The organism is Streptomyces sp. 11x1, from assembly GCF_032598905.1.
Classification (GTDB): Bacteria; Actinomycetota; Actinomycetes; order Streptomycetales; family Streptomycetaceae; genus Streptomyces.
The window spans coordinates 5,097,456-5,112,385 of the sequence record NZ_CP122458.1 but is presented as its reverse complement, the minus strand read 5'-3'; the positions used below and the strand labels follow the sequence as shown (position 1 = coordinate 5,112,385).

Annotated in this window: 10 protein-coding genes; 2 read left to right on the top strand and 8 right to left on the bottom strand. The window is 71.8% G+C overall.

From position 1 onward, the window contains the following. Positions 1-118 precede the first annotated feature (118 nt). The 4 genes from P8T65_RS22360 to P8T65_RS22345 all read right to left on the bottom strand — a co-directional run bounded on the left by P8T65_RS22360 (position 119) and on the right by P8T65_RS22345 (position 8,300). A complete protein-coding gene (locus P8T65_RS22360) occupies positions 119-2,779 on the bottom strand; it encodes an SdrD B-like domain-containing protein (RefSeq protein WP_316727067.1) in 2,661 nt (886 codons plus the stop codon). A gap of 679 nt (positions 2,780-3,458) precedes the next feature. Beyond that, positions 3,459-6,443, bottom strand: a complete 2,985-nt coding sequence (locus tag P8T65_RS22355; protein ID WP_316727066.1) for a SpoIIE family protein phosphatase — start codon at positions 6,441-6,443, stop codon at positions 3,459-3,461. A 449-nt stretch (positions 6,444-6,892) separates the two neighbouring features. Then, the gene (locus tag P8T65_RS22350) at positions 6,893-7,285 is read right to left on the bottom strand and encodes an SCO5389 family protein (RefSeq protein ID WP_316727065.1); all 393 of its coding nucleotides are present in this window, start codon (positions 7,283-7,285) and stop codon (positions 6,893-6,895) included. 28 nt (positions 7,286-7,313) lie between these two features. Beyond that, on the bottom strand, positions 7,314-8,300 hold the full coding sequence (locus P8T65_RS22345; RefSeq protein WP_316727064.1) for an ATP-binding protein: 987 nt from the start codon (positions 8,298-8,300) through the stop codon (positions 7,314-7,316). 516 nt (positions 8,301-8,816) lie between these two features. Here P8T65_RS22345 and P8T65_RS22340 point away from each other — a divergent pair. Then, positions 8,817-9,776 carry an LAETG motif-containing sortase-dependent surface protein gene (locus tag P8T65_RS22340; RefSeq protein WP_316727063.1) on the top strand — a complete coding sequence of 320 codons (960 nt, stop codon included), beginning with the start codon at positions 8,817-8,819 and terminating at the stop codon, positions 9,774-9,776. A gap of 647 nt (positions 9,777-10,423) precedes the next feature. Here P8T65_RS22340 and P8T65_RS22335 read toward each other — a convergent pair. Next, positions 10,424-11,395: a WYL domain-containing protein gene (locus tag P8T65_RS22335; protein WP_316727062.1), complete on the bottom strand. Its 972-nt coding sequence runs from the start codon at positions 11,393-11,395 to the stop codon at positions 10,424-10,426. A 103-nt stretch (positions 11,396-11,498) separates the two neighbouring features. On the opposite strand from P8T65_RS22335, the gene P8T65_RS22330 reads away from it, so the two are divergent. After that, positions 11,499-11,906, top strand: a complete 408-nt coding sequence (locus tag P8T65_RS22330; protein WP_316727061.1) for a DUF3224 domain-containing protein — start codon at positions 11,499-11,501, stop codon at positions 11,904-11,906. Positions 11,907-11,974: 68 nt separating this feature from the next. Here the strand turns inward: P8T65_RS22330 and P8T65_RS22325 are convergent, their stop codons facing one another. From P8T65_RS22325 to P8T65_RS22315, 3 genes are all read right to left on the bottom strand, one after another. Next, entirely contained in the window at positions 11,975-12,745 is a 771-nt protein-coding gene (locus tag P8T65_RS22325; RefSeq protein WP_316727060.1) for a hypothetical protein, read from the bottom strand. Between the two features lie 163 nt (positions 12,746-12,908). Continuing rightward, positions 12,909-14,393: a trypsin-like peptidase domain-containing protein gene (locus P8T65_RS22320; RefSeq protein ID WP_316727059.1), complete on the bottom strand. Its 1,485-nt coding sequence runs from the start codon at positions 14,391-14,393 to the stop codon at positions 12,909-12,911. A gap of 13 nt (positions 14,394-14,406) precedes the next feature. After that, positions 14,407-14,610 carry a trypco2 family protein gene (locus P8T65_RS22315; RefSeq protein ID WP_316727058.1) on the bottom strand — a complete coding sequence of 68 codons (204 nt, stop codon included), beginning with the start codon at positions 14,608-14,610 and terminating at the stop codon, positions 14,407-14,409. Positions 14,611-14,930: the final 320 nt, after the last annotated feature.

The window sequence follows — 14,930 nt, the reverse complement described above, 5'->3', positions numbered from 1 at the left end:
CGTCTGGTCAACGCGGCCTCCGGTACTGGCTCACTCGCTCACTCGCCGAACCCCTTCCCAGAGATACGGCATCCGGTGCGCCCCGGAGACGTCCTGCTGGGCCGAACGGGCACCGGCGTCAGCACTTCTTGCCCTTGCAGGCCTCGCCCCGCGCGTTGGACAGCTTCACCAACAGCCCCTGCCCCTGGGAGGCGTTCCGCGGGGTGAGGACGTACGGCCCGGTGACCGGTCGCCTCGGCTTGAGGTAGCCCTCGGGGACGTCCGTCTCCACCAGGTGGTACGTGCCGGGCAGCAGCGAGCCGAAGGAGCAGCGGCCGGTGCGGGCGGTGGCGCAGTCGTAGACGAACCGGTCCTTCTTCGGGCCGCTGCGCTGCAGGCCGCGGACCCCGTTGGTGTCCTGCCACAGCTCGAACACCGCACCGGGCAGCGGCTTGCCGCTCTTCTTGTCGAGCTTCAGGAGCGTCAGCCGCACCGACTGGGTGATCCCGGCGTCGACCGTGTGGTTCACATGGCCGGGGTCGCCGACGCGGACCGTGGTCCGGCCGAAGGGGGCGACGTCGGAGTCGATCGCACGGCTCGAACCGGCGCCCTTGACCGCCCATTTGAGCAAGGCACGGCTCGGCCGCCCCGGCAGCGTGCTGGTGTCGACGCCGCTGTGGTCGAAGGAGACCCGGTAGGTGGTGTTCGGCCGCAGCCCGCCCCGGTCCAGGCTGCCGACGTAGTACTCGCCGTTCGCGTCGGTGCGCGTGACGAGGTCGGGGCCGGGTGACGACGTCGGGCGGAGCGTCACCTTCACACCCTTGACCGGCGGCTCGGACGGGTCCTGGACGCCGTCGCCGTCGGTGTCGAACCAGACGCGGTTGCCGACCTGGACGGGTGCCCGGTCGCAGATCAGCTCCAGGTCGGCGAGGCCGTTGCCCTCGCCGAACAGCATGGCGCGTTGCGCGGCGTCGGCGCTCCAGGTCCGCTGCACCAGCAGGTTGCCCTCGGTCTTGCCCTTGGTGGCGTTCCAGCGGCGTACGCCCTGCTCCCAGGGGTGCTCGTCGAACGGGGAGTGGACCGTGCTCCACAGCTTGTTCCGGTACGGCAGGAGGGCCGTGCCGCCCTGGGTGACCTGGTCCTCGTGGGCGTCCGCGAGCATGGTCGAGTCGGCGTAGAACTCGCCGTGACCCGGCCCCTCGTCGTTGTTGGGGAGCGCGCCGTGGAGCGCGTCGCAGCGGGCGTTGTTCTCCAGCGTGTACGTCGTACCGGTCGCGCACACCCGCAGCACGTCACCGGCGGCGACGGCCCTGACCTTGGCGCTTACCCGGGGGGCGTTGAAGGGGTACGTCGCCGTGCCCTGCATGTCGGCGAACCGGTCCCGGAAGCCGAGGATCAGGTCGCCGTCGTCCGCGATCTCGATGTCGGACAGGATCGGCTGCGGCGCGGAGACGAAGGAGAGGCGGCCGGGGGTGGGGACGCGCTGGTTCCACGCCTCCCACATGGCGCTCAGCGGGGTGCCGACGCCGGAGGGCTTCGAGCAGCGGGGGGCGGTCGCGGGCGTACCGGTGAAGCGGAACGCGCAGCCGCGCGGGTAGTTCATCGCCGTTCGGAACAGCTCGCGGAACGAACCCCGGGTGAACTCGTAGACGTGCGAGGTGACCTGGGAGGGGTCGCCCCACGGGGCGGTCCTGGTGACGGTCTTCTCCGCGCCGCACACCCCGCCGACGAGCACCCGGCCGCCGCGCACGCCGATGCCGTACGGGTGCCAGTGGCCGGCGCACTCCTTGGGCCGGGGGATGACGTGCGAGCGGTAGGTGCCCGGGTAGACCCCGTCGCCGGTGCCGCGGATCGGCACCGCGTACAGCCGGGAGTCGTTGAGGCTGACCGCGTAGAGGGTCCGGCCGTCACCGGAGACGTCGACGTCGCCGATGCCCTCGCGGCCGACCCTGCTGTAGACCGGGTTGTCGCGCAGCCAGTCGTCGGCCTCGTCGTGCTCGGTCAGCAGGCCCGGCAGGGTGACGAAGGTGCTCACCCCGGAGGCGCTGTTGCGGCGGTAGATCGTGTTGGTCGCGCCCGCCGGTCCGTACGCGGCGTGGCGCTTGACCAGCGTGCCCATGTACGTGTTGCCGGTCCGGTCGTTGCCGATGCCGAACACGGCGCCCTGCTGCTGGTTGTTGGTGAGCCGGGTGACCGTGCCGCCGGGGTGGGTGTCGGAGAAGTTCCCCGCGAACCGCACCAGGCCGTTGTGGGTGTCGGGGGCGTCGCCCTTCGTCAGGTTGCAGGTCACCAGGTCCGGGTTCTCCTGGCAGTAGACCCCCGGCTCCCAGAAGCCGGTCGTGTACGTCGTGTGCCGGCCCCCGGAGACATCCACGAAACCGATGCTGCTGCGCATGACGCCCGGTCCGTCGCCGAGGCCCGCGATCGCCGGCTGGAGGGTGCGGGAGTCGGGGTTGTCGGCCTGGACGCGGTACTTGCCGCCACGCAGCGGGGTGGCCGACGGCTGGAACCAGGCGACGCCGTACGCGTTGGTGGTGCGGGTCTCCACGGTGCCGTGGTCGTCGGTGAGCGTGACCCGCACACCGGCCCGGCCCTTCTCCTGACCGTGGTCGTACTTCCCGTCGGCGTCCAACTCGTTGACGACCCGAACGGTCACGTTGCCGTCGCCGGGCGCCCTGCGGTCCGCGGTGCCACTGATGCCGGGGGCGGCGGGGACCGCCTCACCGGCCAGTCCGACCACCAGCGCCGCCGTGACGGCCAGGGCCAGACCCACACCCCCCGGTGTTCTTCGCTTCACCACGTCCCTCTTCTCCCTGAAGTCCTGCCGAGGCGACGGAGCCCGGTGCCCGAAGCCGACGCCTGCATTCATATGAAGTGCCAACCGCCACCAATCAGGCTGAACGGGGCATGAGAGGGGGTGGGCCGTCGGCCGCGATATCGGAAATGTGGAGATTCTGGGGAGGGGGAGGGGTTGAGGGAGGTGTCCCCGGACAGCCCGTGCGACCGCCGCCGCCCAGGGCTTTCACCCGAACAGCACACCCGAGGGGGCCTCACATGGCGTACTCACCGAATTACCGCTAGACGCTGTCGCTGTCGCTGGCCGACTGGTGCCGCTCTGTCTGTGTGTGGGGGACCGTGGCTGATGTTTCGGTGGCCGACCGCTCGGCTGCTGCGGCCCGCTGCTGCCTGCCGCCGTCCTGCCCGCCGCCCCGGTCGTCGGTTCTCCCGCCGCGGCGCAGCCGCCGCGCACCGCCCTGCCTGCGTGGCGTCGGCCGGTCCACCCGCGAGCCGGTCGCTGTCGACTCTCCTGCCGTGTATGGGTCCGGGTCCGCTGCGGAAAGACGGACGCCCCACCGGTGGACGGCCGAGGGGTGGGCCCTCGATGGATCCACCGCCGGTCGGTCGGCGGCCGGCAGCGACCCGGTCGGCTCTCTCCCGTCAGGGGTGGACGGATGCGCCTGCGATCGTTTCTCCGCCGGCTATTCCCCGGCCGGCTCCGTGACCGTCGGCTCCGTGACCGTCGTCGGCTCCGTGATCGTTGGCTCTGCGGCTGTCGGGTCCCCTGCCGTCAGGGCATCGGGTGGCAGGTTCGGCAGGGCCTGTTCCGCCCAGATGACCTTGCCCTGGGGGAGGAAGCGGGTGCCCCAGCGTTGGGTGAACTGGGAGATGAGGAACAGGCCGCGGCCGCCCTCGTCGGTGGTGCGCGGGTGGCGCAGGTGGGGCGCGGTGGCGCCGCCGTCGAACACCTCGCAGGTCAGGGTGCGTTCGAGGACGAGCCGCAACCGGATGGGCCCGGCGGCGTGCCGGATCGCGTTGGTGACCAGCTCGCTGACGATCAGTTCGGTGGTGAACGCCAGCTCGTCCAGCCCCCACGTCCCGAGCTGCCGCGAGGTGGTCTTGCGGGCCTCCGCGACCAGCGCCGGGTCGGCAGGCAGCTCCCACGACGCCACCCGGTGCGCGGGCAGCCGCCGGGTGCGGGCCAGGAGGAGGGCGACGTCGTCGGTCGGGCGGGCCGGGGCCAGAGTGTCCAGGACGCGCTGGGCGTGTCGCTCGAGGGAGGATTCCGGCCGGGCCAGGGCGCGGCACAGCGCCTCCCGGGAGGCCCCGGCGAGCAACCCGTCGGTGTGCAGGGCGATGACCGTGCCCTCGGGAAGGTCCAGCTCCAGCGCCTCGAAGGGCTGCTGGCCGACGCCGAGCGCGGGCCCCTCGGGAAGCTCGGGGAAGGTGACCGTGCCGTCGGGGTCGAGCAGGGCCGGGGCGAACGGCCCGGCGGCGGCCATGGCGCACCTGCCGGACACCGGGTCGTGGACGACGTACAGACAGCGCGCCCCGACCGTCTGACCGCTGCCCCCGCCCGGCTCGGCCCCTTCCTGACGAGCCGACTTCGCCACCATGTCGTCGAGATGGGCGAGCACCTCGTCCGGCGGCAGGTCGAGGTCGGCGAGGGTGCGTACGGCCGTACGGAGGCGGCCCATGGCGGCGGCGCCGTCGATGCCGTGGCCCGCGACCTCACCGACGACCAGGGCGACCCGCGCGCCGGAGAGCGGGATGACGTCGTACCAGTCGCCGCCGAGGCCGGTCAGCTCGTCGGCGGGCCGGTAGCGGACGGCGACCTCGGCCGCGTCCTGCTCGGGCAGTCGGCGCGGCAGCAGACTGCGCTGGAGCACGAGGGCGGCGTCGCGCTCGCGCGTGTACCGGCGCGCGTTGTCGACGCAGACGGCGGCCCGGCCGACCAGTTCCTCGGCGAGGCCCAGGTCGACCGCGTCGAAGGGGTCCAGCCGGTCGCGCCGGAAGAACGTGGTGATGCCGAGTGTGATGCCACGCGCCCGCACCGGGACGATCATCGCACTGTGCAGGCCGAGCGCCTTTACGGGCACCGCCCGGCCCTCCGGGTCCGCCCTCGCCCACTCCGCCGACAAGGGGTCCAGCCGCGGCTCGGACCACGAACGGCCGTCGACCAGGGCCCGCACCGGGGGCGATCCGGCGGCGTAGGAGGCGACCGCGCCGATCTCCAGGACGGCCTCCGGCACCCCGTCGTGCACGGACTGCTGGGCGATCCGCCGCAGCGGCACGGAACCGTCGCCGAGGGGACCCGGCTCGGCGCCGCGCAGCACCGAGTCCAGCAGGTCGACGGTCACGAAGTCGGCGAGCGCCGGCACGACCACGTCCGCCAGCTCCTGCGCGGTCCGCCGTACGTCGAGGGTGCGGCCGATGTGCTCACCGGCACGGTCCAGCAGGGCGAGCCGGGTGCGGGCGCGGTGCCGCTCCGACACGTCGACCACCGTGTAGTACACGCCGATGGGCCGGCCGTGGTCGTCCTCCAGACGAGTGAACGACATCGCGTGCGCGGTCTCGCGGTACGGAGCGGACCGCACCCGGCCCACGTGCTCGTAGTCCAGCACCGGGACGCCCGTCTCCAGCACCTTCCGCATCTGCGCCTCGATGCGCTCGGCGTCGAGCCCCGGCTGCACCTCGGCGAGCCGCAGCCCCACCCTCTCGTGCGCCAGGCCGCCGCCGAACCGCTCCAGCGCCGCGTTCGACCACACGAACCGCAGCTCCGTGTCGACGATCGCTATCCCGACCGGCGACCACGCGGTCATCCGCTCCAGCACGGTCCGGCTCATGTCCCAGCCGGGCGCCTGCGTGGCATCGGACACGAGAGCGACCCAGTGGGCGGGCTTGAGGGGGTCGGTGGAGGGAGGGGGAGGGGGCGACGGGGGCGACGGCGTGGGGGCGGAAGGTGCTGGTGCTGGCGCAGAGGCGGGGCGCGGCGGCGAGGCCGGCGACGGCGAGAAGGGCAGACGTCCGGACGGCGAGGGCGGGAGTGAGGACGATGGCGAGGGAGAGGACGACGGCGACGGCGGCTGCGGAGGGGAATCGGGGGCCGGGACGGGCACGGTCCGCCGTGCGGTCGGTCTGCCGGAGTGCTGCGCGGCGGGCCGCGCACCGGCGGCCACGCCGCCCGCGCCTTCTCGAGCCGGCGCCCGCTCGGTGGGGGCCGCGTCGGTCCGGGGCGCGCCCTGCGCAGCCGCCGACGCCGCGGTCCGGGGCGGAGCGGGCTTGGGTGGGTGCGGTTGCGGGTTCCGCCGGGGCGGGCCTCCGGCCGCCGCGGGCCCCCCGCGCTCCGCCTCACCCGGCACAGGTGGCTGTGCTGCCTCACGGGTGGGGACGACGCGGACCATCACCTTGACGGTGTGGCCGTCGCGGTGGCGGGCCGTGAGGATGCCGGACCAGCCGCCGAGCGCGCGATGGGTTTCGGCCAGCGGGCTGATGCGTTCGCCGTCCTCGTCGACCAGGAGCGTACGGACGCTGCGGCCCAGGATCTCGGCCGCGGTATACCCGAAGAGGCGCTCGGCGTCCCGGGTCCAGCTCGTCACGAACCCGTCCGCGTCGATCAGCAACGGCGCGGCGTCGGCCACGTCGAAGCGCTGACGGGAAACGGCACTGCCCCTGTCGGTCCCCACGGCGACCCTCTCTGTCGCTGAGACGCCCTCAGGCCCCATTATTCACCTTGTGTGATCGCAGGCAGGCCAACTTGTGACGGCGCATATCGCACGACCGCACGCCACGGCGCACGGACCGGCACACACCAGCCCGCACGGGACCCCGTCGAGCCCCCGAGCGGACAGCCGACCACCTCGCCCGAGCCCCTCCCAGTCCCCGGGCACGTTCACGGCCGTACGGGATCGGTCACTATCGGGCGCTACGGGGACGAGGTCGCGCACCCGACCGGCCCGGAGTCGCCCGCACGACCGCCCTCGCCCCCGACCCCCGGTGCAGCCGTACGCCGGTAACGCGCTCCCGTACGCCCTCTGAGCTCCCCCGTACAGAAACGACCGCCCCCTCCGCGAGAGGCGTGCGAAGGGGGCGTGCGAAGGGGGCGGTCGACGGCCGATTCGGGCCACCTCGGGCCTCAGCAGTCGCGGAACTCCGGCGACTGGTTGAGGATCTGCGACCGCAGCGACGTGAAGCGGGTGTACGTCTCGCCGCCGCGCGCCTCCGTCGGGAAGACCGCCACCCGGTGGCAGTTCTGGAAGGCGAGCGCCACCCCGAAGTGCCGCTCCAGGCTCCCCCGGATCGCGTCGCTGGACAGCGCCCGCAGCAGCTGGCCCCGCTCCTTCTCCGACGGCGGTGGCGTCCGATTGTCGGCGAACGGCGCGGAGCCGGACCGCAGTTCACCGACGAGCGAGGCGATGAGCTCGTAGGCGTACGGCAGCGACGTGCGCACCGTTTCCACGAACTCCTCCTCCCGCACCTCGCCCTTCTCGGCATCGGCGAGCAGCTGCGGGGAGACGTCGAGCGACATGGGTGTTCCTGTTCTGATCAGACGGAGACTAGAAAGTGACTATGGAGGGGGTGGCGGCCCCGGCGGCGGCCTGCGCCTGCGGTCCGTGGTGGAACTCGGGGTCCACCTGGGCGGCCAGGTCGTGCCCGGTGGCGTCGTTGGCCCAGGCGGTGGCGTTGCGGAGGTGGAACTCGACGGCGTGGCGCTGGAAGGTGGCCCAGTCCTTCGTGCGGGCGTCGACGGCGTCCTTCAGCAGGGTCAGCGCGTGCAGGTTGTGCGCCTCCAACTCGCCCTGCTCCCGCCCCTGTTCCTGAGCGCGGACGTACGACGACTGCACGCAGTACGCCAACAGGTCCTCGCCCACGTGCTCCTTGAGGAAGAGCAGGTCGTCCTCGCCGGTGACCTTGTTGCCGACGACCGCGATCGGGATGCCGAACTCGGCGGCGTGCTCCCGGTACTGCCGGTACACGGAGACGCTCTTCCGGGTCGGCTCGGCGACCAGGAAGGTCATGTCGAACCGGGTGAAGAGCCCGGAGGCGAACGCGTCGGCGCCGGCGGTCATGTCGACGACGACGTACTCGCCGGGCCCGTCGACGAGGTGGTTGAGATACAGCTCCACCGCGCCGAGCTTGGAGTGGTAGCAGGCCACCCCGAGGTCGCTCTCGTCGAAGGCGCCGGTGACCATGAGCGGCACGTCGCCCACGCGCTCGACATGCCGGGCGTGCAGGTCGTCGTCGCCGAGGAGTCGCAGCAGGCGTGAGCCGCGACCCGGCGGTGTCGTCTTGACCATCGCCTCCCGGGAGACGATCCGCGGGTTGCTGCCGCGCAGCAGGTCCTTGATCTCGCCGGTGCGCGAACTCAGCGGCGGGGCGCCGAACTCCGCGTCCTCGTCGAGGCCGAGGGCGTGCGCGAGGTGCTGGTTGATGTCACCGTCGATCGCCACCAGCGGGGCGCCCGTCCGGGCGAGGTGCCGGGCGAAGAGCGCGGAGAGCGTCGTCTTGCCGCTGCCGCCCTTGCCTACGAAGGCCACACGCATGGACCGTCACCCCGCTCGCTCTCGGCGGCACCCTTGACGCCGATAATGAAAATGGATGTCATGAACGTAGATTCGGGAGTGACGGTCGGCTTGTCAAATCCGCCCCCGATCAACTCCCTTGTGCATGTAAGCGAGTTGGCGAACCTTTTGCGGTGGGCCCCGGTCCTTGGGTCCGACGTGGGGACCTCATGGCGTCTCGATGGTTTCCCGATGATGTCCCGATGGTTTCCCGGAGGAACTGATTCCCCTTGTGTCCCATATGTGCCCACGCACAGTGCGTACGTGCCTGACGAACCGTCGAAGTCCCTGCCCCGGTCGGTGTTTGCCGAGGTTGACAGCCCCTACCCCTTGGTAAACGATGTCCCCACCCTGTGGCTCAAGTGACCCCTGAGCCCGGTGTTTTCTTCGACCACTCACCCCCCGGCGCGGCCTTCGGCTGCCCTCGTGCCGCCGTGCTGCCGCCGCGCCCAGGGGTCTCGTACGCAACGACGTTCCGAGTTCGAGAATGGGATCTGCATGTCCATAGCGAGACGTGTCATCGTGAGCCGCCTGGTGGGGACGGGCATCGCCGCTCTTGCGCTGAGCGCGGCGGTCTCGGCTCCGGCCTTCGCCACCGACGCACCCGGCGGCGACGGCTGGGGCAAGAAGAGCTACGCCCCCGGCCAGGGCGCGGGCACGGCCACCGAGACCGACCGCTGCGAGTTCTCGCTGGACGGCGTGACGTTCACCGACTGGGTCAGGCTCGACGACCAGAACCTCAAGCCCAGCGAGGACGGCAAGGTCCACCTCAAGGTCCGCACCGCCTCCGACGCCACGACCTGCACGGTCTCCCTCGCGTCCTACCTCGCCCACGGCCCGACCTTCGCCACCTCCGGCGAGCAGGTCTTCGTCGACTTCGACACGGTCACGGTCAAGCGCGGCGCCACGGACTCCCTCGACATCGCCGTCCCCGACGCGGGCTGCTACGCCCAGATCGACCTCTACCGGGGTGCCGTGAAGTTCGACGGCAAGCTCGACGCGAAGGACGGTTTCGAGCACGGCGACGTGCCCAAGGGCCCGGACCGCCCCGTCATCAAGGACAAGCTGATCGCGGCCTGGAACGGCGGCACGAAGGACTGCGCGACGGAGGAGCAGCCGCCGGCCGAGGAGAACCCCCCGGCGGAGGAGCAGCCCCCGGCCGAGGAGCAGCCGCCCGCCGAGGAGAACCCGCCGGCCGAGGAGCAGCCCCCGGCCTCCACCCCGCCCGCGGACGAGAAGCCGCCCGCCGACGACACCCCGAAGACCGAGTCGTCCCCTTCCCCCTCCGACTCCACCCCGGCCGCCCCCACCCCGAACGGCGGTGAGCCCGGCGACCTCGCCGAGACGGGCGGCGGCAACGCCATCCCGATCGCCGTCGGAGCGGCGGCTCTGGTGGCAGCGGGCGGCGCGATCTTCGTCGTGACCCGCCGCAGGGGCGCGGGCGGCACGGGCGCGTGACGCGGCGCGAAGACGCTTGAACCTCTGCGGCGTCCGGTCTCTCTCAGGCCGGGCGCCGCAGAGGTGTGCCCGGGTGAGGTGTCAGCGCTTGTCGCCCCGGCGACCGGGGCGGCGGCCCCGCGAAAACGGTCGAGTAGGGCCCCGGCCTGCGCGGCGCCCGAGTCGAAGAACTGCGTGCACAGCGCCGGCGGCACAGCACCCCCGTGCATCCCCACCTCATCGCACGAGAAGCAGAACGCCGCCTCGAACAACACGGCGTCGAGGTCATCGTCGTACGCCCGGATTCCCCACCCGGGCGAGAACCCGCACCGATGCCGCACGCCCTCGGGCAGGGACCTGACCAGGGCGAATAGGCCATTGACCTCGTCCCCGGCCCAGTGGGCGACCACCTCTCCGGGGTACAGGCCCCCCTTCCTGCCCGGAAGCCCGGAGATCCGTACGACCTCGATCAGCGCGGTGACGGCGACGGCCGGTGCGGGGAGCGGCATGCAGGCAGTCTGCCCGGCGGTGCCGTGAAGGGGGTGGCCGACGGCTGACGACAGCCTCGGTGACCTCCAGGACGCGTGCCGAGGCGTCGTGCGTTCCGACGACCGCTGCATCCCAAGGCCGTACGGGCAGGGAGCTTCCTGGAGCTGAGCCCGAAGCACTCATCGCGATGAGGCGTAGCGGCTGGCCAGCGCAGCCGCGACCTGGGCCATCGACTCCCGCAGCTCGGGCGGGCCGATCACCTCGGCCTCGATGCCCAGTCTGAGCAGGTCGCTGACCGCGACGGCTTGTGGCTCGATCGACATCTCCACCCGCACCCAGCCCTCAGCATCCGGTGGCCCGGCGCCCTCAAGGGCTCGTACGCCGGCCGAACCGAACTGCATGGGCAACAGCTTCTGGGCACGAGGCGAGATCCTCAGGAGCGCAACTCCCTGGTGAAGCGCAGCTTCCAGGCGGCGGGAGGACTCCTCCCAGTAGGCAGCCAGATCGAATCCGGCCGGGCGATCGAAGACTTCTCCAGTGGTGTCGACAGCCAGGAAGCGCGATATCCGGTAGGTCCGCACGGTCTCGTCGATCCCCGCCACCAGGTACCAGATCCCGCCCTTGAGGACGAGACCGAGCGGATGCAGTTCCCGGTGCACTTCACCACCCCACCGCCGATAGTGTGCCCGCAACACCCGCTGCCCCCACACTGCCTGGGCCACCGCCCCCAGATACGGAACCGGGTCGGCGTCCCGGAACCAGGCCGGCGCATCCAGGTGGAACCGGTCCTGAATGCGCCGAGCCCGGTCGGCCAGTTCGGCCGGAAGAGCGGCCTGCAGCTTCAGCTGCGCGGCGGCCAGCACCGCCCCGAGGCCCAGATCGCGCGCAGGCCCGGGAGCCCCGGCGAGGAAGAGCGACGCGGCCTCGGTATCGGTGAGCCCGGTCAGCCGCGTGCGGTACCCGTCCACCAGCCGGTAGCCACCGGCGGGCCCGCGGTCGGCGCAGACCGGGACGCCCGACGCGCCGAGCGCCTCGATGTCCCGGTAGACCGTACGGACCGACACCTCAAGCTCCGCGGCGAGTTCGGACGCGGTCATCCGCCCGCGGTTCTGGAGCAGCAGAAGCAGGGAGAGAAGCCGGTCGGCACGCATGGAACCATTGTCCCGCCGTACCTGACAGGAGATGTCAGGTACGGCGTTCAGGCTGATCACGCACCGCACGGGGAGGACCGTGCGACCGATCAAGAGGACAGCCATGCCCGTCCGGACCAGCGGCCACTTCACCTTCGCCAACTGGGAAGAGCGCACTCTCACGCCGAGCGAGGTGAGTCCGAAACTCGCCCACGCCACCGTCACCAACACCTTCTCCGGCGGCATCGAGGCCACCGACACCACCTGCGAATACACCACCGTCTACGTCACGGAGAAGACCGGCACGTTCACCGGGATGGAGCTCCTGGCCGGCCGTCTCGACGGTCGCGAGGGCACCTTCGTCGCCGAGGAACGCGGCTCCTTCGAGGCCGACGGCACTGTGCACTGCACCTTCGAGGTCGTACCGGGATCAGGGACCGGAGAACTGGACGGACTGCGCGGGACCGGCAGCTTCACCGCCAAGCACGGCGAACCGTCCGTCTCCTACACCTTTGACTACGACCTGGACTGAACAAGCACCCCAGGCAGCGCATCTCGGGTCGAACCCGTAGCTCCCGCCCCTGGAGGGGCGGGAGCAATTCAATTACGAGAATCGGGCGGGCGCGGATTCTCCCCCAGCCAACGACGGACTGCCTCCGCCTCCGCCTCACGCCCGAGCCCGTCAAGCAGATCCGCCTGTAGGCCCAGCAAAGCATGAAGTCGCGGGAGTACGGACGGAGCCGAGACAACGTGACTGCGGTAGAGCTCCACAGCCTCCCCCGTCGCGCGTAGCGCCACGGAAAGGTCGCCCTCCGCTGCCAGAAGCATCGCGAAGACAGCGAGCGAGGTGGCGAGGTCGGGTTCGTAGGCGGCCGGATTGCCCTCCGCGAGTTGCTGGTGGGTGTGGGCGAGGACGACGGTGAGGCGAAGAGCGAGGGGGGCGATGACGCGGGATGGGTAGGGGAGTGCGTCTGCTGCGGTCCGGATGCCTTGGTAGGTCAGTGGGGCGGTGTCCAGGGCCGTGTCCAGAGTGTGGAGGACTTGTTCGCTGGCGGTCGTGCGGCCGGTGTTGTAGTGGGCGATGGCGGCGCGGGCCAGGACGGTGATGAGCTGGGCCTGTTGTCCGGGCGTTGCCGCGCCGAGCAGGGCGGGCAGCGGGATGTCGTCTTCGGTGAGGGTGCGGGAGGCGTGGTATTCGGCGATGCGGTCGGGTTGGAGGGAGCCCCAGTAGCGGTCGCCGTCGGCCGGGTACAGGGAGGCGAGCCAGGCGGCGGCGGGTGCCGTCTGGTGGGCGGGCAGGCCGGGCAGGGTCGTGATGACGCGCAGGGCCTCGTCCTTCGTGGAGGCGCCGCACAGGGCGGCCACCGCCACGGCGGCGCCGAGGGTGGGGCGGGCAGGCCGAGTCTGTAGGCGGGCGAATTGGCGCTGGCTTCCCAGAAGCGGTCCTCGTGTTGGAGGAGGGTGCGCTCCGGTGGGGTGCCGGGGGCCGCGTCGACGGGTCGCGGTCCGTGCTGCAGGAGGCCGACCAGCGCGGTCATCTGCAGGGTGAGGACGTTGTCGTAGCGGTGGTCGTGCAGGTCTGCGGGGGGCCGGAGCGCGTCGGCCAGGGATGTCCACTCGTGTGCGGGCAGATCGGGAAGCAGCGGCAGCAGGAGGGCGAGGTCATGGGCGGCGCGGTAGAAGGCGTCGCGCCGGTCCTGGGCGGCCTGGCTGGTGGGGATGAGCGGGGCGAGGGGATGACCGGGGCTTCTTCGAGAAGGTCTCGTACGTTGGCGACGGCTTGGAGGGAGCCGGTGCGCCACTGCCCGTCGGAGCGTGCGAGCAGCAGCACGCGCACCCGGTGGCGGGAGCGGTGCAGGTGGGTGAGGAGCCGGCGGAGCAGGCGGGGGCGGGTCTCGGCGTAGTCGACGACCAGCAGCAGGGGCAGGGATGTGGTCAGGGTGGTGAAATCGGGCGGGGCGGCGTCCGGGGTGGGGTCGTCGGTGAGGTCCGGGCTCAGGTGTCCGGTGACCCAGCCGCGCCAGCCGAGGGTGTCGGTGAGCCGGCGGGCGAGGCGGGTCTTGCCCTGTCCTCCGGGGCCGGTCAGCACGCGCACCTGGATGGCGGGCGGGCCGTTCTCGCACCATGCGTGCAGGTCGGCGAGTTCGCTCTCGCGTCCGTGGAAGGCGACGGCTTCGGCGTCGGCGCGCAGGAGAGCTGCGGGGGAGCGGAGGTTGCGGTCGACGGCGGCTGGGGTGAGCAGGGCGGCGGGTTCGACCGGTTCGAGGACGGGTTCCCAGCCTGTGTGCTCGGTGACGAGGGTGCGGAAGGCGTCGTCGTCCAGGAGACGGGCGGCGGGGGTGGCGGTCAGGCGGGTGCCGGCGTCGGCTTGGCGGTCGCAGCGCATGACGCCGCACAGCAGGTCTGAGCCGTAGCCGTCGTCGGTGAGGACGGCGGCGCCGGACATGCCCGCCCAGCGGCTCACGCCGCTGGGGGTTTCTGTTGCGGGGGTGGGGGTGGTGCTGGTGAGTTCGTAGCGGCCGGCCAGGGAGCCGGTACCCGGGGCGATACGGCCGGCGAACTGCTCATCCAGTCGCCGGCCGTCCGTGGTGTCTTTCTGCAGGCGGGGGAAGCCGCTTGCGGTGACTGGGTGGGGGCGGGTTCCGATGATGAGGCCGTAGCGCTGGGGTGGCCGGGTGAGCAGGTCACTGAGGGACTGCGGTGCCTGCCAGCCGTGGCCGTCGGCGATCTCGATCAGCGCGGCGTCCACGGTGGCGTCCTTGCGCTGCCAGCGCACGACCGCAGGGAACTGCTTCTCCCCGGTGTCGGGCAGACTCACCGTCACCGGGTTGTCGGCGTCCGGGTCCGCGTGGTCCAGAACGTGGGCGGCTGTCAGCACCAGGCGCGGCCCCACCAGGTAGCCGGAGCCGAACCCCCTCTTCCGCTGCTCCTTCTCCAGCCGGTCCACCCGGATCTGCACCCGCCGGTCGAACTCCACCAGCGCTCCCCTCCCCCGCTTCTTTGCCGCCGCCTCCGGCATGTGCCTGGAGGGTCTACTCCTCGTCGCTGACGTCGATGTCGCCGCCGCCGGGCCGGTGCGGGGTGAGCTTCACGGTCACGGTGTGGGTGGCCTTGCTGCCGCTTTCCCTCTTGCCGCCCAGGCTGATCACGCTCCAGCGCAGTCCGCCGTTGACGCCCTTGGTGCCGGTCAGTTCCAGGCCGAGGTCCAGCGTGATCTCTCCCAGCGTGAACAACACCCCCCCGGTCCCCCCGGCCCGCTGGGTCAGCGATCCGGTCCTGGGCCTCGGCGATCTGGTCCCGCAGCAGCGGGATCGCGTCCGCCAGGTCCATCCACTCACGATCCGAACCGCTTGTGCCCACCACAGTCCCCCTCCACATCTCTCCCTCGTCTCCTGCCGTACGGCAGGAGACGTATCCGGCTACTTCTCCCGGCGCAAACCAGCGGAAACCACGTCACGGCCGTCGCGTTCCCGAGAGCCTGTCGCTCTCCGGCCCGCCGACGCTCCGGCAGGGCCCTCGATGCGTTGTCCTCCTACAGGTTCGTCCTCCGGCTCCC

Coding starts and splice junctions, on each gene's coding strand:
- P8T65_RS22335 (WP_316727062.1), bottom strand. CDS start 11,395: ATGCGTGCCGACCGGCTTCTCTCCCTGCTTCTGCTGCTCCAGAACCGC.
- P8T65_RS22330 (WP_316727061.1), top strand. CDS start 11,499: ATGCCCGTCCGGACCAGCGGCCACTTCACCTTCGCCAACTGGGAAGAG.
- P8T65_RS22320 (WP_316727059.1), bottom strand. CDS start 14,393: ATGCCGGAGGCGGCGGCAAAGAAGCGGGGGAGGGGAGCGCTGGTGGAG.
- P8T65_RS22350 (WP_316727065.1), bottom strand. CDS start 7,285: ATGTCGCTCGACGTCTCCCCGCAGCTGCTCGCCGATGCCGAGAAGGGC.
- P8T65_RS22345 (WP_316727064.1), bottom strand. CDS start 8,300: ATGCGTGTGGCCTTCGTAGGCAAGGGCGGCAGCGGCAAGACGACGCTC.
- P8T65_RS22340 (WP_316727063.1), top strand. CDS start 8,817: ATGTCCATAGCGAGACGTGTCATCGTGAGCCGCCTGGTGGGGACGGGC.